This is a genomic window from Ottowia pentelensis, assembly GCF_964341695.1.
Genome location: NZ_OZ224513.1, coordinates 3071489 through 3090956 on the forward strand (window position 1 = coordinate 3071489; position 19468 = coordinate 3090956).

Consider the following 19468-nt stretch of genomic DNA (forward strand, 5'->3'; position numbering starts at 1 on the left):
ATAAACCACGTTAAACTTAACTCAGATGGACGGCTGCACGGTTCATGCTTTCGTCGCCACCAGCTTTCTACCCTGGGAGGATGCAGCTCCGTGACATCAAGCGACGCCGCCACCATCCGGGTGGCCGTAGTGGGCGACTGGGTGCCCTCACAACTCGCCGACGTGCTGGCGCTTCAGCGCTCCCAGGAGCCCGAAACAACCGCCGCTCTGGTTGCATGTTCCGCTGCGGAGCCGGCCCGAGCGCCGTCACCAGGCAGTCGCATCGACTTCGCAGTGTCCATGATTGAGTTGGACTGGCCAGGCTGGGTGTGCGAGCCGCTGTGGACCGACAGGCTCGCGGTCGCCGTTGCCAAACGCTCCCACCTCTTGGCCTACCGCGAAGTGCCTCGCAATGAGTTGCCGAAGCAGCCAGTGATCTGCGCCCAGTCAACTGCCCGTGAACCCTGGGATGCCGTGGTGCACTGCATGCTCGTCGACACGCCACAGGACCAGGGATCGCGAGTCAGCACCTTCGACATGGCGATGACACTCGTCGCCGCTGGATACGGCATCGCCATCGCGCCCGTTGCTCGGCTGGCGGGCTACCAGTGCAGAGGCATTGCAATGCGGCCGCTTGCGAACGCACCAACGATCGTGATGGCTTACCTGCTTCACCCCTGTGCGTCATTGGCGGGCCACCAGCAGAGATTCGCACGTCGCGCCCGCTTGATGTCAGGCGCAAAGAACCAAAGCGCAGAGCAACCAAGGATGAACAAGGCCGGCAGGTCGGAATGAGCACTACCGAGCAGCATACGGCTCAGCTACCCGCTCGTTCTCGTCGATGCGCAACTGCTTGCCCAAGGCGGGAAATGCGCGTTGAGCACAGCCTTCACGATCACAGAGCTTGCAGCCGGGGCCAATGGGTGTTGCGCTGCCAGGTTCGCCCAAATCCAGTCCCTTGGCATAGACGAGTTGGCTGGCATGCCGAAGGTCGCAACCCAGGCCAATCGCAAACTCTCTACTCGGTGAGCCATAGCCGCCCGTGGGTCGAGATTCGCAATGGGCAATCCATAAGTAGCTTCGCCCATCCGGCATGCCAGCGATCTGCGTGAGTACGCGGCCTGGTCGGGCGAAGGCCTCATAGACGTTCCACAGCGGGCAGGTGCCGCCGCTGCGAGAGAAGTGAAAGTCCGTGGCCGACTGGCGCTTGGAGATGTTGCCGGCGCGGTCCACGCGAACGAAGAAGAACGGCACGCCACGGGCCTCGCGGCGCTGCAGCGTGGACAGGCGGTGGCACACCGTCTCGAAGCTCACGCCGAAGCGGCGGGCCAGCAGCGCGATGTCGTACCGCAATTCCTGGGTGGCGGCGAGGAACCGGCCGTAGGGCAGCACTAGCGCCCCAGCGAAGTAGCTGGCTAAGCCAATGCGGGCCAATGCCACCGCCTCGGTGCTAAAGGCGTTGGAGGCAACAAGCCGGTCAATCTCCGCGCCGGCCTCCAGGTAAGCGAGTTGGGTCGCGAGTTGGAACGCGCGCTGACCGGCGGAAAGCGTGTCGGACAGCAGTAGCAGGCGCTGGGCGGGCTCGAAGCGTCGCAGTCGCTCCTCCGGCAGGCTTTGCACCTGGATGCGGTGTGCGGCGAGCAAGTGGGCTTCCAACTTGGGTGCCAGGTCCTGCGTGCTGTCGGCAACGCCGAGTTGGGAGGACAGCGCCTCGGCAGCGCGATCCAATTCGTCCATGTGGTTGTGGTGGGCGTAGAAGAAGTCGCGCACCTCCTCGTGCGGCCCTTGGCTGGCCGCCAAGCCGCTGTCGCGGTCGCCTAGCCCCAAGCTCGCAAGACGTTGCTCGGCCCCACGGGCGCGACTTTGAAGACGCAGCAGCAACTGGGCCATTGCTGGCATCTGCTGCGCGAGCGTGCGCAGTTCGGCATCCGGCACGCCGCCCGGCACGGCGACCTCGGTCACGATCTCATGAAGTTGTGCGAACAGCCGGGCCTCATCGTCCTCGGAGAAGAACTGTAGGTCGATGCCCAGCGACGACTGCAGGCGCAGCAGCACGGCAACGCTCAGGGGGCGCTCGTTGTTTTCAAGCTGATTCACGTAGCTCGGCGAGAGCTTGAGCACTTGTGCCAGGGCTACCTGGGTCAGGCCACGCTGCTCTCGCAGCGTCTTGAGCTTCACGCCCAGAAAGGTCTTGCGCATAAGAATGGGGCTCTGAATATTCGCAAATATCGCAAACTGCATCAAAAACCTTCGCATTCATTGGCAATTTTAGTCATTGAGTACCAAAGAAGTGGATGCGAAGATTGCGAATAATACGACTTTCCCTCCCCACCATGGACTGGATCAAGACTTTGGCTTCCACACCGCTGAACGAGTTGAACCGCACTGAGCTGGTGCTGCCTCAGCAATCCAACCACTACGGCACGCTCTTCGGTCCTGAGGCCTTGTCGATGCTCGGCAAGACCGCGTATCTAGCCGCTGCACGCTTCAGTCGTCAGTCAGTCGTGATGGCCGCATCGCGTGGCATCGAGTTCCTGGCCCCGATCGCCATCGGCTCGCTGTTGCACCTGCATGCGCGCGTCACGCGGCTGGGCCGCAGCTCAATGACGGTGGACGTGCGCGCCGCGCTGGATGCGGCGCCCGGCACCAAGCCGCAAGAAGTGCTGCGCGCCAGCTTCGAGATGGTGTCTGTCAACGCCAATGGCCGTCCGGTGCCGCTGGAGCCCCGCGATGACGGCCTGATGCCCGCAGCTCTGAACGATCAAGCCCACTGAATTTCCTGGAGAACATGCCCATGAGCGAAACCCCGACCACCGGCTTCAAGCCGAAGAAATCTGTGGCGCTGTCCGGCGTGACGGCCGGCAATACCGCGCTGTGCACCGTCGGCCGCAGCGGCAACGACCTGCATTACCGCGGCTACGACATCCTGGACATCGCCGAGGTCTGCGAGTTCGAGGAGATCGCCCACCTGCTGGTGCACGGCAAGCTGCCCACGCGCGCCGAGTTGCGCGCCTACAAGGCCAAGCTCAGGGCCATGCGCGGCTTGCCTGCCAGTGTGAAAGAGTCGCTGGAACGCTTGCCCGCTGGCGCCCACCCGATGGACGTGATGCGCACCGGCGTGTCGGCGCTGGGCTGCATCCTGCCCGAGAAGGACGACCACAGCCTGCCCGGCGCCCGCGACATCGCCGACCGGCTCATGGCCAGCCTGGGCTCCATGCTGCTGTACTGGTATCACTGGAGCACGCAGGGCCGCCGCATCGAGGTGGAGACGGACGACGACTCCATCGGCGGCCACTTCCTGCGTCTGCTGCACGGCACGACGCCGCCTGAGAGCTGGGTGCGCGCCATGCACACGTCGCTCAACCTCTATGCCGAGCATGAGTTCAACGCTAGCACCTTCACCGCGCGCGTCATCGCCGGCACGGGCAGCGACATGTACTCGTCCATTGCCGGCGCCATCGGCGCGCTGCGCGGCCCCAAGCATGGTGGCGCCAACGAGGTGGCCTTCGAGATTCAGAAGCGCTATGACAACCCGAACGAGGCTGAGGCGGACATCCGCCGCCGCGTGGAGGCCAAGGAGGTGGTCATCGGCTTCGGCCACCCGGTCTACACCGTCAGCGACCCGCGCAACGTCGTCATCAAGGGCGTGGCCAGGAGCCTATCGGACGAGGCGGGCTCCACCAAGATGTTTGACATCGCAGAACGGCTGGAGTCAGTCATGTGGGACGTCAAGAAAATGTTCCCCAACCTCGACTGGTTCAGCGCCGTCAGCTATCACATGATGGGCGTGCCCACGGCGATGTTCACGCCTCTGTTCGTCATCTCCCGCACCAGCGGTTGGGCCGCGCACGTCATCGAGCAGCGCGTGGACAACAAGATCATTCGCCCCAGCGCGAATTACACCGGCCCTGAAGACCAGCGCTTCGTGCCCATTGACGAACGCGCATGAGTTCCCAGTTCCGCAAGCCCCTGCCCGGCACGGCGCTGGACTGGTTCGACGCCCGCGAAGCTGTTGACGCGATCCGCCCGGGCGCGTGGGCGATGCTGCCCTACACAGCGCGTGTCCATGCCGAGAACCTGGTCCGATGCGCGGACCCCGAACATCTGAACAGCTACCTGCTGCAACTCATAGAGCGCCGACGTGACCTGGACTTCCCATGGTTCCCGGTTCGCGTGGTCTGTCACGACATCCTAGGTCAGACTGCGTTAGTGGACCTGGCCGGTTTGCGTGACGCGATCGCGGCCCAAGGCGGCGACCCGGCCGCGGTGAACCCCGTCGTGCCTGTGCAGCTCATTGTGGACCATTCGCTGGCCGTGGAGTGCGGCGGCTTCGACCCCGATGCCTTCCGCAAGAACCGTGAAATCGAGGACCGCCGCAATGAGGACCGTTTCCACTTCATCGAGTGGACCAAGTCGGCCTTCGACAACGTGGACGTCATCCCGGCGGGCAACGGCATCATGCACCAGATCAACCTGGAGAAGATGTCGCCGGTGGTTTATGTCCGCGAGGGCGTGGCCTTCCCGGATACCTGCGTTGGTACCGACAGCCACACACCGCACGTCGACGCCTTGGGCGTCATCGCCGTGGGCGTGGGCGGGCTGGAGGCGGAGAACGTCATGCTGGGCCGCGCATCGTGGATGCGGTTGCCGGACATCGCTGGCGTCGAGCTGACCGGCTGCCGCCAACCAGGCATCACGGCGACCGACATCGTGCTGGCGCTGACTGAGTTCCTGCGCCAGCAGAAGGTCGTGGGTGCCTACCTGGAGTTCTTCGGTGAAGGCGCCGAGAGCCTGTCCATCGGAGACCGCGCGACCATCGCCAACATGTGCCCTGAGTACGGCGCGACCGCCGCTCTGTTCTATATCGACTCGCAGACCATCGACTACCTGAAGCTCACCGGCCGAGACGACGCGCAGGTGCGCCTCGTAGAGCACTACGCTCGCACGGCAGGTTTCTGGGCCAGCGAACTGAAAGCGGCCCAGTATGAGCGCACGTTGCGCTTTGACCTCGGCAGTGTGGTACGCAACATGGCCGGTCCGTCCAATCCACACCGCCGGCTGCCGACCTCGGCGCTCCGCGAGCGAGGCATCGCGGTGGATTTGGACAAGGCTCACGCCCAGGAGGCGCGGGGCCAGATGCCCGATGGCGCTGTCATCATCGCGGCGATCACGAGCTGCACGAACACCAGCAACCCGCGCAACGTCATCGCCGCCGGCTTGCTGGCGATGAAAGCCAACCGCCTGGGCCTCGTGCGTAAGCCATGGGTCAAGACCTCGCTGGCGCCGGGCTCAAAGGCCGTGGAGCTGTACCTGAAGGAGGCCGGGCTGCTGCACGAACTGGAAAAGCTCGGCTTCGGCATCGTCGCCTTCGCCTGCACAACCTGCAATGGCATGAGCGGCGCGCTGGACCCGAAGATCCAGCAGGAGATCATCGACCGCGATCTGTACGCCACTGCCGTGCTGTCCGGCAACCGCAACTTCGACGGCCGCATCCATCCCTACGCGAAGCAGGCTTTCCTCGCGTCTCCGCCGTTGGTCGTCGCATACGCGTTGGCTGGCACGGTGCGTTTCGACATCGAAAACGATGTACTGGGCACCGTGGACGGACGAGAAGTACGCCTGAAGGATCTCTGGCCCGCTGACGAGGAGATCGACGCAGTGGTGCGTACCGCCGTGAAGCCGGAGCAATACCGCGCGGTCTACGACCCAATGTTTGCCATCCGCCCCGTGGAGGCCGAGCGCGCCGCGCCGCAATACAACTGGCGCCCGCAGTCCACCTACATCCGCCGCCCCCCGTACTGGGACACTGAAGGCGTCGGCGCGCTGGCCGCCAACCCGCGCACGCTCACCGGCATGCGGCCACTAGCCATCCTGCCCGACAACATCACGACCGACCATTTGTCACCGTCCAACGCCATCCTGCTCGACTCGGCGGCCGGCGAATACTTGGCAAAGATGGGTCTGCCCGAGAAGGACTTCAACTCTTACGCTACCCACCGCGGCGACCACCTCACCGCGATGCGCGCCACTTTCGCCAACCCGACGCTGAAGAACGAGATGGTACGCAACGACGATGGCAGCGTGCGCGCGGGCTCGCTGGCGCGCGTGGAACCCGAAGGTCGCGTCATGCGCATGTGGGAGGCTATCGAGAGCTACCTGACCCGCCGCCAGCCGCTCATCGTCATCGCCGGCGCCGACTATGGCCAGGGTTCGTCGCGCGACTGGGCGGCCAAAGGAGTGCGCCTGGCCGGCGTCGAGGTCGTGGTGGCCGAGGGCTTCGAGCGCATCCACCGCACCAACCTGATCGGCATGGGCGTGCTGCCGCTGGAGTTCCAGTCCGGTACCAATCGGCTGACGCTGGGTCTCGACGGCAGCGAGACCTTCGACGTCATCGGCGAGCGCACGCCGCGGGCCGTCCTGACGCTGCGCATTCGCCACAAGAACGGCGAGACCGCCTCCGTGCCGGTGAAGTGCCGGCTGGACACCGCCGAGGAAGTCTCGGTCTACGAAGCCGGCGGCGTGCTGCAGCGCTTCGCGCAAGACTTCCTGGCCGCACGGAAGACCCCCTGAGGACGACATGACGCATCCCGCACAGATTCGCATTCCCGCCACCTATATGCGCGGCGGCACCAGCAAGGGTGTGTTCTTCCGCCTGCAGGACTTGCCCGAGCCCTGCCAGCAGCCAGGTCCTGCGCGAGACCAACTGCTGCTGCGCGTGATCGGCAGCCCGGACCCCTACGGCAAGCAGATCGACGGCATGGGCGGCGCCACGTCGTCCACGTCCAAGACCGTCATCGTGGCGCCGCCGACAAAACCCGGCCATGACGTGGACTACCTGTTCGGCCAGGTTTCCATCGACGGCGCCTTCGTGGACTGGTCTGGCAACTGCGGCAACCTGTCCGCCGCGGTCGGTCCGTTCACCATCGCGAGCGGCCTGATGCCGGCCGACCGCGTGCCCGAAAACGGCATCTGCACGGTGCGCATCTGGCAGGCCAACATCGGCAAGACCATAGTGGCCCATGTGCCCATCACAAACGGCCAAGTGCAGGAGACTGGCGACTTCGAGTTAGACGGCGTCACCTTCCCGGCCGCCGAGGTGCAACTCGAATTTCTCGACCCCGCTGACGAAGGCGATGACGACAGTGGCGGTGCGATGTTCCCCACGGGCCGACTTGTCGATGACCTGGAAGTGCCGGGCATCGGTACGTTCAAGGCCACGCTCATCAATGCCGGCATTCCCACCATCTTCCTGAACGCGCAGGACATCGGCTACACCGGCACCGAGTCGCAGGATGCGATCAACGGCGACGCCCTGGCGTTGTCCCGTTTCGAGACCATCCGGGCCCGGGGCGCTGTGAAGATGGGCCTCATCCGCGATGTGGCCGAGGCAGCCCAGCGCCAGCACACACCCAAGGTCGCTTTCGTGGCACCGCCGGCCAGCTACACGGCCTCCAGTGGCAAAGCCATTGAGGCCGGTGATGTGGACTTGCTCGTGCGCGCGATGTCCATGGGCAAACTGCACCACGCCATGATGGGCACGGCAGCCGTGGCCATCGGCACGGCGGCCGCCATCCCCGGCACACTGGTCAATCTCGCAGCCGGCGGCGGCGAGCGTCATGCCGTGCGCTTCGGCCATCCATCCGGCACGCTGCGGGTTGGTGCCGAGGCCCGGCAGGTCGATGGCCAGTGGACCGTCACCAAGGCCGTTATGAGCCGCAGCGCTCGCATCCTGATGGAAGGCTGGGTGCGTGTACCCAGCGACAGTTTCTAAACACGGAATTCCAGATGTCTACCCGCAAGCAACTCAAGTCCCTCGTCGGCGCGCGCCGTGGCGTGCTCGTGCCGGGCGCTTTCAACGCCTTGTCCGCTAAGGTCATAGAAGACCTCGGTTTCGAGGCTCTGTATGTCACCGGCGCCGGCGTCACCAACATGTGGTTTGGCATGCCTGACCAGGGCTTCATGGGCTTAGCCGAGATCGCCAACCACACGGCTCGCATCCGCGATGCCGTGAGCCTGCCGCTCATCGTTGATGCCGATACCGGCTTCGGCAATGCGCTGAACGTGTATCACTCCGTGCGCACGCTAGAGCGTGCCGGTGCCGACTGCATCCAACTCGAAGACCAGGTTGCCCCTAAGCGCTGCGGCCATTTCTCGGGTAAGGAGGTTATCTCCACCGAGGAGGCCGTCAGCAAGATCCAAGCTGCCGTAGATGCGCGTCGTGATGCCGACTTCATGGTCATGGCCCGCACCGATGCTGCCGCCACGCTGGGCTTCGAGGCTGCCATCGAGCGCGCACAGAAGTTCGCCGAGGCGGGTGCGGACATTCTGTTCGTCGAAGCCGTCACGAAGGAGGACGAAGTGCGAGCGTTGCCCCAGCGGCTGTCCACGCCTCAGCTCATGAACATGGTCATCGGCGGCAAGACGCCCATCTTCAGGGCCGAGGAACTAGGACGTTTGGGCTACGGCATCGTGCTGTACGCCAACGCGGCTCTCCAGGGTGCCGTGATGGGCATGCAAAAGGCGCTGACTGCGCTGCGTGACGACAAGCAGGTTCTTGAGTCGAGCGGCTTGGTTGCATCCTTCGCCGAGCGTCAGCGCCTGGTTGGCAAACCGCAATGGGACGAGCTTGAACGTCGCTACACCTGAGAGAGCCATCAAGGTGGACAACTCGTTGCCTCGCGGCGTCGCTGGCCGCGCGGCAAACAACACGATCTAAGCAGGAGGTGATCGCAACACCAGCCGCTCGCATGGGTTTGAAATCAAATGGGTTGGAACGGCGGAGCCAGAACAACGAACAAGGAGGCCGCCATGGAACTGAGACTACTGCGCTACTTCGCGGCGGTGGCCGAGGAGTTGCACCTGGCGCGCGCTGCCGAGCGGCTGGGCATCGACCAGTCGCCTCTGTCGCGTGCGATGCGTGACCTCGAAAAGCTGCTGGGCGTAGCGCTGTTCGACCGTAGCAGCCGCCAGACGCGTCTGACCTGGGCCGGCCAGGTGCTGCTCGTGGAGTGCCGCCGCGTTCTGGCGACCGTCGATCAGGCGATCAAGGCCACCAAGGGCGCCGCGCAGGGCTACCAGAACTACGTGCGCATCGCCATCTGCGACAGCTTGGCCCAGCCGCGCATCGCCACCTTGCTCGCGCGCAGCCGCGAGGAAGAACCGGAACTGGAGATTCGCGTCTTCGAGCTGCCATTCTCACAGCAGCTCAAAGGGTTACACACCGACCTGCTGGACGTGGGCTTTGCGCTGTCGGCGGCGGTCAACCATGGCTTGGTGGCCGAGCTGGTGTGGACCGATCCGCTATCGGTGATCGTGCCGGCGCGGCACCCGCTGTTGGCACACACGCAGGTCAAGCTCGCCGACGCGCTGAAATTCCCGCTGGTGCTGTGCCACCCGGACGCGGCCTCGGGATGCCACGACCAGATCAAGGCGGTGCTCGATGATGCCGGGCTGCCGCTGAAAGTTGTGGACCACGTGACCAGCCTGGGGGTGATGCTGACCCTCGTGGGCGCCGGCTACGGCATCGGTTTCGCTATCGCTTCGCAGGTGCAGGCGCTGAATCGGCCGGACATTGCGACACGGCCGCTGGCGGGCACGCCACCGATCCTCTCGACTTACCTGGTGCGTCGCGGTGGCGAGCCCTCCGAGCCGCTGGCGCGGTTCATCAAGCGAGTGAAGAGCATGAGCAAGGCACCGAATGGTGAGCCCAGCACGTACTTGAGCGAACCTTGATGGCTGCCGCTGGCCGTCACCGGACGGCAGCGAAAGTACCTCGCGTTCGAGCGAGCGGCTGCGGTACACTAAGCGGCCATATCCCGAGGAGCGAACGGGATAAATCCGTTATCAATCAACGGGTTGGATGATTGGAACTGTTCCCTTCACCCGCTCCAGACGTGCACTCCCAGGATTCCGGGCCGGCAAGCCCGACATCGCACCACGCGGCGGACGCATCGCGGAGAACGCCATGACACCTCACCACTTCGTTGCCTGCTCACTGGAGCGGCATGCACCGGCCATCCTGGACATCTTCAACGAGGCGATCCTGAATTCGACTGCGCTGTACGACTACCGGCCGCGCGCCCCCGAGAGCATGGGCCCGTGGTTCGCGGCCAAGGACAAGGGCGACTTTCCGGTCATCGGGCTCGAGGACGAAGGCGGCGCGCTGCTGGCCTTCGGCAGCTACGGGACGTTTCGCGCCTGGCCGGCGTACAAGTACACGGTCGAGCATTCGGTGTACGTGCACAAGGATCATCGCGGCCGCGGGCTGGGCCGCGAGATCATGCAGGCCCTGATCGCGGCGGCGCGCCAGCGCGAGGTGCACGCCATGATCGGCGGCATCGACGCCTCCAACGCCGGCAGCATCGCGCTGCACGAGCGCCTGGGCTTTCGGCACGTGGGCACCCTGCCGCAGGTGGGCTTCAAGTTCGGGCGCTGGCTGGACTTGTCGTTCTACCAACTGCTGCTGGATGGGCCGCCGCAGCCCGTGGACGGCTGATCGCCCGCGCGTCTTGCTGCGCGATCGGAGCCGCGCGAAATCGACCCCCGATCAGCCCCGCGCTTCCTGCATCAGCCAGTCTCTAAAGGCCGCCAGCCGCGGCAGGCCGGCGCATTCGGGCCGATAGACGGCGTAATAGGCCAGCGCCGACGCCACGGCGATGTGGGGAAACAAGCGCACCAGGCGCCCCGCCGCCAGGTCGTCGCGCGCCATCACGCTGCGCGCCAGGGCGATGCCGTGCCCTTCGGCCGCCGCCTGCAGCACCGCGGCGGAGTTGTTGATGCGCAGGCCGCGCGCGGTCGCCGTGCCGGTGACGCCCGCCTTGTCCAACCACACGTCCCAGGTCGGAAAGCCCGCATGGCCGTCCATCGACAGATCGTGGATCAGGGTTTCGCGCACCAGGTCCGTCGGCTGGCGCAGGCGCCCGCGTTGGCCCGCCAGTGCGGGCGCGCACACGGGATAGATTTCCTCGTCCATCAGCTTGTCGGCCGTCAGGCCCGGCCAATGCCCGGCGCCGTAGCGCACGCCGATGTCGACGTGCTGCGCGACGAAGTCCACCGGCTTGTGGTTGGTGTCCAGCAGCACGTCGGTGTCGGGCCAGGCGGACTGGAAGCGGTCGATGCGCGGCAGCAGCCATTTGGCGGCAAAGGCGGGGCTCACGGTCACCGTCAGCACGCCGTTGGCCGAACCCTCCTGCAGGCGCTGCCAGCCCAGCGCCAGGCGATCGAGCCCGGCGCGGATGTCCGGCAACGCCCGTTCGGCGGTCGGCGTCGCCACCAGCCGGGCGCGCCCGCTGCTGGCGCGATGAAACAGCGGCGTGCCCAACCAGTCCTCCAGCGAGCGCACCAGCTGGCCGACCGCCGCCGGGGTCACGTGCAGCTCTGCCGCTGCCGCAGAAAAGCTTTGATGCCGGGCGCTGGCCTCGAAGGCGCGCAAGGCGTTGAGTTGCACGGGCGCATTCATAGTGAAATAGTTTTTCTTTCAGTCATGGACACTTTAAATGATTTGTCTGCCACCGGCATTGCGAGAAGAATCCAGCGATAGACAGGCCTGCGCTGCAGGTGCGACGAACGGATCGATGATTCTTTCTGAATGGATGGCAGACAAGTTTTTCTCGCCCCCATCGACCACCGTCGGGTTTGCTCCGACGGCCTGCCCACTCCCCACCCTCTCACCGGAGCATCGACATGGTCTATCTGCAAATCACCCTCCAAGTCGCCGAAGCCAAGCGCGCGGCCGCTGCTGGCGTCTATCAAAAGTACAAGGGGCCGTTCCTGGACAGCATCGCGGGCGCCCAGTCGAAAGAGCTGCTGGTGCGCGCCGAGGACGTGCAGGTGATGCACGGCTTCGACACCCAGGCGCATGCCGAGGCCTATCTGCAAAGCAAGCTGTTCACCGCCGACGTGGTGGGCGGCCTCTCGCCGCTGCTGGACGCCGCGCCCGAGGTGCGCATCTACCAGGTCGCCTGAGCAGAACACCTCTGAACGCCCTTACGCGCAGAATCCGTCCTGCCCCTGGCGGCAGGACGAACCCCTCATGCTGATCAACGCCGATTTCTCGCTGCGCGCCGAAGTGCCCGCCGAGCAGCGCGATTGGGTGGCCTCGCCCCAGGCGGGGGTCGAGCGGGTGATGCTCGATCGCGTGGGCGGCGAGATCGCGCGGGCCACCAGCATCGTGCGCTATGCGCCCGACTCCCGCTTTCCGCGTCATCCGCATCCGGGCGGCGAGGAAATCCTGGTGCTGTCCGGCACGTTTTCGGAGGGCGATCGGCACTACCCGACGGGCTGGTACATGCGCAACCCGCCCGGCACCAGCCACGCGCCCTTCAGCCGCGAGGGCACGATCATCTTCGTCAAGCTGGGGCAAATGCCACCGAGCGAGCGCCGCACCGTGCGCATCGACACCCAGGACCCAACCTGCTGGCAGCGGCAGGGCGAGCGCGAGGTCTGCCCGCTGTTCGCGGCCGATGCCGAGCAGGTAAGCCTGCAGCGCCTGCCAGCGGGCAGCGCGCTGCTGTCCGGCCCCGTGGGCGGCGCCGAGGTGCTGGTGCTGGCGGGCAGCCTGATCGAGGACGATGGCTGCCATGAAAGCGGGAGCTGGCTGCGCCTGCCCGTCGGCGACGCGCCGCGATTGATGGCCGGCCCACAGGGCGTCACGCTCTACCTGAAGACCCGTCATCTGCGCCACGTGGTGGGCGCTTGAGCATGCCGAGCGCACGCATCGCCATCGTCGGCGCCGGACTGAGCGGCCTGGTCGCCGCCTGGCTGTTGCAGCGGCGCGGTGTGCACGACTGGCTGGTGCTGGAGGCACGCGACGTGCCTGGCGGGCGCATCGCCTCTTTCGACGCCCCCGACGCCGTGGGTTCGCCGACCTCGCACCTGAATCGCTTCGACCTGGGGCCCACCTGGTTCTGGCCGGACTACCAGCCGGAGCTGGGTCAGCTGATCGAGCAGTTGGGCCTGCTGCGTTTTGCGCAGCACGAGGCCGGGGACATGGTGATCGAACGCAGCGCGGGGCAAGCGCCAACGCGCATGCAGGGTTACGCCAACGTGCCGCCATCCATGCGCCTGCTGGGCGGCATGGGAGCGCTGATCGACGCCTTGCGCCGCGAATTGCCCACCGAGCGCATCCTCACCGGCCAGGCCGTGCGCCGCCTGCGTCGGCTGAATTCGGGCATCGAGTTGGACAGCGAGGGCGCCACCGACCAGGCCACGACCTGGCAGGCCGAGCAGGTGTTGCTGGCGCTTCCGCCGCGCCTGGTCACCAGCAGCCTGAGCTTCTCGCCGCCCCTGCCGCAGGCGCTGGCGGCCGAGTGGCACGCCACCGCCACCTGGATGGCGCCGCACGCCAAGTACGTCGCCGTTTATGAGCGGCCGTTCTGGCGCGAGCAGGGCCTGTCGGGCGAGGCGCGCAGCCTGCTCGGCCCGCTGGGCGAGATCCACGATGCCTCCATGCCCGGCGGCCGTGCGGCGCTGTTCGGCTTTTTCGGCGTGCCGGCGCAAACGCGCCAGCGCGCATCCGATGCCGCGTTGCGCCAGCAGTGCCGCGCCCAGTTCGCGCGCCTGTTCGGGCCCCGGGCCGCCACGCCGCTGGCGGACACCTTCAAGGATTGGGCGCAAGACCCCTGCACCGCCACGACGGACGACTGGTACGACGGCGGCCAGCATGGCCATGCACCGGCTGGCTCCCCCTCGTCCGGGCCGTGGCAGGGCTGTCTGACCGGCATCGCCAGCGAATGGTCGCCCCAGTTTCCGGGCTACCTCGCCGGTGCCGTCGAGGCGGCGCAACGGGGCCTGCAAGACGTGCTCAGGCGCGCGCCACCCTTGCCTTTGGAGTCCCGCTCATGAAACCCACCTACCGCGCCATGCAGGTCGGTACGCCCGGCACCCTGGAGCTGGTGCAGCGCCCCACGCCCGAGCCCGGCGCGGGCGAAGTGCTGATCGCGGTCGAGGCCTGCGGCATGTGCGGAGCGGACGCCGCCGACATCGAAGGGGCCGACCCAGCGCTGCAGCCGCCGCGCGTGCCCGGCCACGAGGTGGTCGGCCGCATCGCCGCGCTGGGTGCGGGCGTGCCGGCGCGCTGGCGTGTCGGCCAGCGGGTCGGCGTGGGCCGCCTGGGCGGGCACTGCAACGAGTGCGACGCGTGCCGCCAGGGCCAATTCCAGCTCTGCCGCAACCAGCCTTTCGTGGGCGCCAGCTGCGACGGCGGCTATGCCGAAGCCATGATCGCGCGCCACACCGGCCTGGTCTCGATCCCCGACGAACTGCAGGCCGAAGAAGCCGCACCGATCCTGTGCGCCGGCCTGGCGACCTTCAACGCGCTGAAAAAGTGCGGCGCCGAAGCAGGCGATCTGGTGGCCATCCTGGGCATCGGCGGGCTGGGTCACATGGCGCTGCAGTACGCGCGCCGCATGGGCTTTCGGGTGGCCGCCATCGGACGCGGGCCGGACATTGCCGGCGACGCCCTGGCGCTCGGCGCCCACGTCTACATCGACACGCGCCAGGAGGATGCGGCCGAGGCGCTGAAGCGCCTGGGCGGCGCCATGGCCATCGTCACCATGCTCGGCGATGCCACGGCGATCGCAGCGGCCCTGCCCGGCCTGGCGCCGCAAGGGCGGCTGGTGCTGCTGGGCGGCGGCAAGGAGCCGCTGCCGTTACCCATGGGCTTGCTGGTCAGCGGCGAGCGCAGCGTGCTCGGTTCGATCACCGGATCGCCCTATGAAAACGAGAAGACGCTGAACTTCAGCGTGCTCAGCGGCGCGCGGCCCTGGATCGAAACCCTGCCGCTCGCGCGCGCCAACGAGGCCTATCGGCGCATGCGCTCGGGCGAGGTGAAGTTCCGCATGGTGCTGACGATGGGATCGCCGGATTGAGGCGTTCCGACTCATGGCCTCAGCTTGGCCAGCGACACCACGCCGATGAAGCGCTGCAGCACGGATGAACACCGGTCGCGGCACCACACCAGTTCCCAGTCCTGACGCAGGCTCAGATCGGACAGGGTCATGAAGGCCACCGTGTCCGGAGCGCTGCGGCGCGCCCCTTCCGGCACCACGGTGCAGCCCATGCCGGCGGCCACCAGCGTCAGCATCGAGGTCGCGTCGACGCCCTGCACGGTGGTACGCGGAACGAAGCCGGCGTCGAAGAAACAATGAATCAGGCGGTCGTGCCACTCGGGGGCCGCCGTGCGTGGCAGCCAGACGAAGTCCAGCTCCTGCAGGTCCTTCAAGACCTTGGGCCGCCTGCCCCGCGGCCATTTCCATTCCGCCGGGTAGGCCAGCAGCATCCGCTCCGAGAAGACCGGGACGCCGTCGAACGAAGGGTCGCCCTGCGGCCTGAACAGCGTGAAGCCGGCGTCCAGCCGCCCATCGGCAATCTCGCGGAGCTGAACCTCGGACAGCAGATGGTGCAGCGTGATGCCGACACCCGGCACCTCCTGGCGGTAGCGCTTGAGCACCTGCGCGATCGCCGGCGCCAGGCTCTGCATCACCGGCAGCGCGATCGACAGGTGACCGATGTCGCCGCGGCCGGCCCGCTGTGCCCGCAGCGCCGCAGCGGCCGCGTCCTCCAGCAGCCTGTCGGCGTCCGCCAGCAACTGGCGACCGGCATCGGTCAGCGTCACGCCGCGCGTGCTGCGCTCGAACAGCAGCGTGCCCAGCTCGTCTTCCAGCGCCTGCATCTGCCGCGTCAGCGCAGGCTGCGCGATGTGCACCGCCTGCGCCGCGACGCTGATGCTGCCATGCCTGGCCACGGCGGCGAAATAGCGCAACTGGCGCAGATCCATGAATATACCTTTATGGCATGACGAAGATGTTGAAATAGTATTTTACGGCATGCCTTTCGATTCCTACCATTCGATGTCATGGCTCGGCATCGATCACCGGGCCACTCGAGAAGCCACCGGAGACAAAACCATGAACCTCGCTGAAGGCGCCGCACTGCGCATCAACCAGCTCACCGCGTTCCGCCGCGACCTGCACATGCACCCCGAGCTGAAGTACGAGGAAAGCCGCACGGCCGACAAGGTGGCCGCCTATCTCGCGGCGCTGGGCATTCCGATGGTGCGCGGCCTGGGCGCCACGGGCATCGTGGCCAGCATTCACGGCAAGGATCGCAGTGCGGGCAACCCCGGCCCGGCCGTCGGCATCCGCGCCGACATGGATGCGCTGCCGCTGCAGGAAATCAACCCGTTCGCGCATGCCAGCCGCAACGAGGGCCGCATGCACGCCTGCGGGCATGACGGACACACCACCATGGTGCTGGGCGCGGCCGAACTGCTCGCGGCCAACCGCGACTTCGACGGCACCGTCCACCTGATCTTCCAGCCGGCCGAGGAAGGCGGCGCCGGCGCCCGCGCCATGATGGACGAGGGCCTGTTCGAAAAATTCCCTTGCCAGGCCGTCTTTGCGCTGCACAACTGGCCCGCGCTGCCCCAGGGGCAGATGGGCGTGCGCGTGGGTCCGATCATGGCCGCGGCGCGCATGTTCGAGATCGTCGTGCGCGGCCGCGGCGGCCACGCCGCGCTACCGCACACCACCATCGACCCGATTCCGGTTGCCTGCGCCATCGTCGGCCAGCTGCAGACGCTGGTGTCGCGCGGCACCGACCCGCTGGACGCCGCCGTGCTCACGGTGGGCAGCATTCAGTCGGGCACTTCGGCCAACATCATTCCCGACGAGGCGCGCATCCAGGGCACCTGCCGCAACCTGACCGAAGCCTCGCAGCAGTTCCTGATGGACGGTCTGCGCCGCATCTCCAGCCACATCGCCGAGGCGCACTTCGCCACGGCCGAGGTCAGCCTCAAGCCGGGCGGCTACCCAAACACCTCGAACCACCGCAAGGAAGCCCAGTTCATGGGCGAGGTGATGCGCGAGCTGGTGGGCGATGACAAGGCCCACACCGACGTGCTGCCCGCGATGACGGCCGAGGACTTCGGCTTCATGCTGCAGGAAGTGCCCGGCGCCTACGGCTGGATCGGCAACGGCGCGGGCGGCAAGCCCGGCGTGGGCCTGCACAACCCCGGCTACGACTTCAACGACGACAACCTGGCCCTGGGCGCGCGCTTCTGGAACCGGCTGGCGCGCCGCTGGTTCGAGACCCAGGCGCAGCGATAGCACCCCCTTTCATTCCAAGCAACCTACAACCCAAGGAGACACGAAGATGACACGCATGGTGAACAAGCGCCTGGTCCTGAAGTCGCTGGCCGGCGCGGCCGCCACTTCCCTGTTGGCACCGCTGTCATGGGCGCAGAACTTTCCGTCCAGGCTCGTCAGCCTGGTCGTGCCCTATCCTGCGGGCGGCGGCTCGGACGTGATTGCCCGCGGACTTGTCGGCCAGATGGGCAAGGTGCTGGGGCAAACGGTGATCGTGGAGAACCAGGGCGGCGCGAGCGGCAGCATTGCCGCGCAGAAGCTGCTCGGCGATCCGGCCGACGGCTACAAGGTCTACGTCGGCTCGCCCAACGAATTGATTCTTGCGCCCATGGCCATGGCCGCGATCAAGTTCAAGAGCGAGGACTTCCGGCTTGTCCAGAAGGTGGCGAACTTCACCCTGGCGGCGCTGGTGCCCGCTGCGCTGCCGGTGTCCAACATGGACGAGCTGATTGCCTACGCCGCGCGGCGCGCCAAGGAAGGCAAGCCGCTCACCTACGGCAGCGTCGGCAACGGCAGCATCTACCACCTGCTGGGCGAGCAGCTGTCCAAGGTCACCGGCGTGCCGATGATCCATGTGCCCTACCGCGGCGGTGCGCCCATGATCACGGACCTGGTGGGCGGCCAGATCGATCTCTACCTGGGCGCCATGGGAGCGAGTTCGCCCGGCATGGTGGCGACCGGCAAGCTCAAGCTGCTGGCCATCATCTCGCCCGAGCGGCTGGACACCTACAAGGACGTGCCGTCGGTGAGCGACACCCCGTCCCTCAAGGACTTTCGCTACAGCCTGTGGGTCGGGCTCCTGGTCAAGAAGGGAACGCCCGAGCCGGTGGTCCAGGCGCTGCACCAGGCGACGACCACCGCCATGAAGGATCCGGCGCTGGCCCACACGGCGGCCAGCGTGCAGGACGTTCTGGCTCAGCCGCAAACGCTGGCGCAGGCCGAGCAGATCTATGCCGAAAGCATCGCGCAATACCGGGCGATCGCCCAATCCGTCAACCTCAAGGCCGAATGATGACCACCCACACCCCCAACCCGCAGCAGCGCTCGCTCTTCGACGAGATCGTCGACCGCAAACACTCGAACTCGATGAAGTGGAACATCGGCCAGAAGCTTCTGTCCGCCGATGAATGGGCAGCCGACCCCTTGCCGATGTGGGTGGCGGACACCGACTTCCGCGCGCCCCGGCCCGTCCTCGACGCCCTGCACGCGGTCGTGGAGCACGGCGTCTTCGGCTATCCCCAGGGCGCGACGGACAGCTACGTTGATGCGGTCATCGGCTGGCAGGCCAAGCGCTTCGGCTGGCAGGTCGCGAAGGACTGGATCGTCCAGACCTCGGGCATCATCACCACGCTGAAGACAGCCATTCAGGCCTTCTCGGCGCCGGGCGACTCGATCCTGATCCAGCCACCCGTGTATGGCCACTTCCATGGCGACGTGCTGATGAACGGCCGCCACCTGGCCTACGCCCCGCTGGAGCGCACGGAGTCGGGCTATCGCTTCAACGAAAAGACCTTCGAGCAGGCGATCCAGCCCAACACCAAGCTCTTCATCCTCAGCCACCCGCACAACCCCACCGGCAACGTCTGGTCGGAAGGCGAATTGCGCACCATGGGCGAGATCTGCCTGCGCCACGGCGTGCTGGTGATCTCCGACGAGATTCACCAGGACCTGGTCATCAACCCGGCCAAGAAGCACTTTCCCTTTGCATCGCTGGGCGATGCCTTCGCACAGAACAGCATCACCTGCACGGCGCCCAGCAAGACCTTCAACCTGCCCGGCCTGCAAAGCGCGAACGTCTTCATCCCCAACCGGCGCCTGCGCGAGGAACTGCAGCGGCAATACGACCGCAACATGTTCCCGCTGGTCAACACGCTGGGCATGGTCGCCGCGGAAGCGGCCTATGCGCACGGCGAGTCCTGGGTGGACGACATGCTGGCGTACGTGCGCGCCAACCACGCGCACTTTCGCGATGCGATCAATGGCGCAACGTCCAAGGTCAAGGTCTTGCCGATGGACTCGCTCTACCTGGCGTGGATGGACTGCCGTGGGCTTGGCATGGATGCGGACGCACTCAACAAATTCATGCTGACCAAGGCGCGCGTCTGGCTCGACAAGGGCCAGAAGTTCGGCATCGAGGGGCACGGCTACATGCGTGTCAACCTCGGCTGCCCGCGCGCCACCGTCGACGAGGCGATCGGCCGCATCACCCAGGCGATCGCGGCGCTCTGATCTGCACGGCGCAAGCGCCTCGGCGCGGCCAGACACCCGGCCGCCCACCAAATCCAAGCCATCAAGCTGCCCGGCCGCACCCAGCGGCATCGACAAGAAGCAGCGCCGCCGCCAGC

At 66.5% G+C, this 19468-nt stretch carries 18 protein-coding genes; 15 read left to right on the forward strand and 3 right to left on the reverse strand.

Features of this window, described 5'->3' with window-relative positions; genetic code table 11:
* Positions 1 to 90 precede the first annotated feature (90 nt).
* Positions 91 to 774 carry a substrate-binding domain-containing protein gene (locus ACWHMB_RS14845; RefSeq protein ID WP_292998592.1) on the forward strand — a complete coding sequence of 228 codons (684 nt, stop codon included), beginning with the start codon at positions 91 to 93 and terminating at the stop codon, positions 772 to 774.
* A gap of 3 nt (positions 775 to 777) precedes the next feature.
* On the opposite strand, the gene ACWHMB_RS14850 is transcribed toward ACWHMB_RS14845, so the two are convergent.
* Complete coding sequence (locus ACWHMB_RS14850; RefSeq protein WP_366943791.1) at positions 778 to 2178, reverse strand: short-chain fatty acyl-CoA regulator family protein; 1401 nt, start codon at positions 2176 to 2178, stop codon at positions 778 to 780.
* Positions 2179 to 2312: 134 nt separating this feature from the next.
* Between ACWHMB_RS14850 and ACWHMB_RS14855 the strand changes: the two genes are divergently transcribed.
* From ACWHMB_RS14855 to ACWHMB_RS14885, 7 genes are all read left to right on the forward strand, one after another.
* Positions 2313 to 2753, forward strand: coding sequence for an acyl-CoA thioesterase (locus tag ACWHMB_RS14855; protein WP_292998587.1), 441 nt, complete (start codon positions 2313 to 2315; stop codon positions 2751 to 2753).
* 20 nt (positions 2754 to 2773) lie between these two features.
* Positions 2774 to 3928 carry a bifunctional 2-methylcitrate synthase/citrate synthase gene (gene prpC, locus ACWHMB_RS14860; protein WP_373717286.1) on the forward strand — a complete coding sequence of 385 codons (1155 nt, stop codon included), beginning with the start codon at positions 2774 to 2776 and terminating at the stop codon, positions 3926 to 3928.
* Positions 3925 to 6549 (forward strand): Fe/S-dependent 2-methylisocitrate dehydratase AcnD, encoded by a 2625-nt coding sequence (acnD, locus tag ACWHMB_RS14865; RefSeq protein ID WP_292998583.1) that lies wholly within the window; start codon positions 3925 to 3927, stop codon positions 6547 to 6549. The genes prpC and acnD overlap by 4 nt, the downstream gene beginning before the upstream one ends.
* A 7-nt stretch (positions 6550 to 6556) precedes the next feature.
* Positions 6557 to 7750 (forward strand): 2-methylaconitate cis-trans isomerase PrpF, encoded by a 1194-nt coding sequence (prpF, locus tag ACWHMB_RS14870; RefSeq protein ID WP_292998580.1) that lies wholly within the window; start codon positions 6557 to 6559, stop codon positions 7748 to 7750.
* A gap of 14 nt (positions 7751 to 7764) precedes the next feature.
* Positions 7765 to 8625 (forward strand): isocitrate lyase/PEP mutase family protein, encoded by an 861-nt coding sequence (locus ACWHMB_RS14875; RefSeq protein WP_292998577.1) that lies wholly within the window; start codon positions 7765 to 7767, stop codon positions 8623 to 8625.
* Between the two features lie 117 nt (positions 8626 to 8742).
* Positions 8743 to 9711, forward strand: a complete 969-nt coding sequence (locus ACWHMB_RS14880) for a LysR family transcriptional regulator (protein ID WP_447648575.1) — start codon at positions 8743 to 8745, stop codon at positions 9709 to 9711.
* A 232-nt stretch (positions 9712 to 9943) separates the two neighbouring features.
* Complete coding sequence (locus ACWHMB_RS14885; protein ID WP_377483898.1) at positions 9944 to 10474, forward strand: GNAT family N-acetyltransferase; 531 nt, start codon at positions 9944 to 9946, stop codon at positions 10472 to 10474.
* Positions 10475 to 10525: 51 nt separating this feature from the next.
* On the opposite strand, the gene gcvA is transcribed toward ACWHMB_RS14885, so the two are convergent.
* A complete protein-coding gene (gene gcvA, locus ACWHMB_RS14890; RefSeq protein WP_377483901.1) occupies positions 10526 to 11437 on the reverse strand; it encodes a transcriptional regulator GcvA in 912 nt (303 codons plus the stop codon).
* A 224-nt stretch (positions 11438 to 11661) separates the two neighbouring features.
* Here gcvA and ACWHMB_RS14895 point away from each other — a divergent pair, with 224 nt between their 5' ends.
* The 4 genes from ACWHMB_RS14895 to ACWHMB_RS14910 all read left to right on the forward strand — a co-directional run bounded on the left by ACWHMB_RS14895 (position 11662) and on the right by ACWHMB_RS14910 (position 14846).
* A complete protein-coding gene (locus ACWHMB_RS14895; RefSeq protein ID WP_377483903.1) occupies positions 11662 to 11943 on the forward strand; it encodes a hypothetical protein in 282 nt (93 codons plus the stop codon).
* Positions 11944 to 12010: 67 nt separating this feature from the next.
* Positions 12011 to 12676 carry a cupin domain-containing protein gene (locus ACWHMB_RS14900; protein WP_377483905.1) on the forward strand — a complete coding sequence of 222 codons (666 nt, stop codon included), beginning with the start codon at positions 12011 to 12013 and terminating at the stop codon, positions 12674 to 12676.
* A 2-nt stretch (positions 12677 to 12678) separates the two neighbouring features.
* A complete protein-coding gene (locus ACWHMB_RS14905) occupies positions 12679 to 13821 on the forward strand; it encodes a flavin monoamine oxidase family protein (protein WP_377484149.1) in 1143 nt (380 codons plus the stop codon).
* On the forward strand, positions 13818 to 14846 hold the full coding sequence (locus ACWHMB_RS14910) for an alcohol dehydrogenase (RefSeq protein ID WP_377483907.1): 1029 nt from the start codon (positions 13818 to 13820) through the stop codon (positions 14844 to 14846). The genes ACWHMB_RS14905 and ACWHMB_RS14910 overlap by 4 nt, the downstream gene beginning before the upstream one ends.
* An 11-nt stretch (positions 14847 to 14857) precedes the next feature.
* Here ACWHMB_RS14910 and ACWHMB_RS14915 read toward each other — a convergent pair whose 3' ends face one another.
* Positions 14858 to 15754: a LysR family transcriptional regulator gene (locus tag ACWHMB_RS14915; RefSeq protein ID WP_377483909.1), complete on the reverse strand. Its 897-nt coding sequence runs from the start codon at positions 15752 to 15754 to the stop codon at positions 14858 to 14860.
* Positions 15755 to 15884: 130 nt separating this feature from the next.
* Here ACWHMB_RS14915 and ACWHMB_RS14920 point away from each other — a divergent pair, with 130 nt between their 5' ends.
* From ACWHMB_RS14920 to ACWHMB_RS14930, 3 genes are read left to right on the forward strand one after another with little or no spacing between them, the layout of a single operon-like run.
* Entirely contained in the window at positions 15885 to 17084 is a 1200-nt protein-coding gene (locus tag ACWHMB_RS14920; RefSeq protein WP_377483911.1) for a M20 aminoacylase family protein, read from the forward strand.
* Between the two features lie 46 nt (positions 17085 to 17130).
* On the forward strand, positions 17131 to 18135 hold the full coding sequence (locus ACWHMB_RS14925; protein WP_377483913.1) for a Bug family tripartite tricarboxylate transporter substrate binding protein: 1005 nt from the start codon (positions 17131 to 17133) through the stop codon (positions 18133 to 18135).
* Entirely contained in the window at positions 18135 to 19352 is a 1218-nt protein-coding gene (locus ACWHMB_RS14930; protein ID WP_377483915.1) for a MalY/PatB family protein, read from the forward strand. Before ACWHMB_RS14925 ends, ACWHMB_RS14930 begins: the two co-directional genes overlap by 1 nt.
* Positions 19353 to 19468 lie beyond the last annotated feature (116 nt).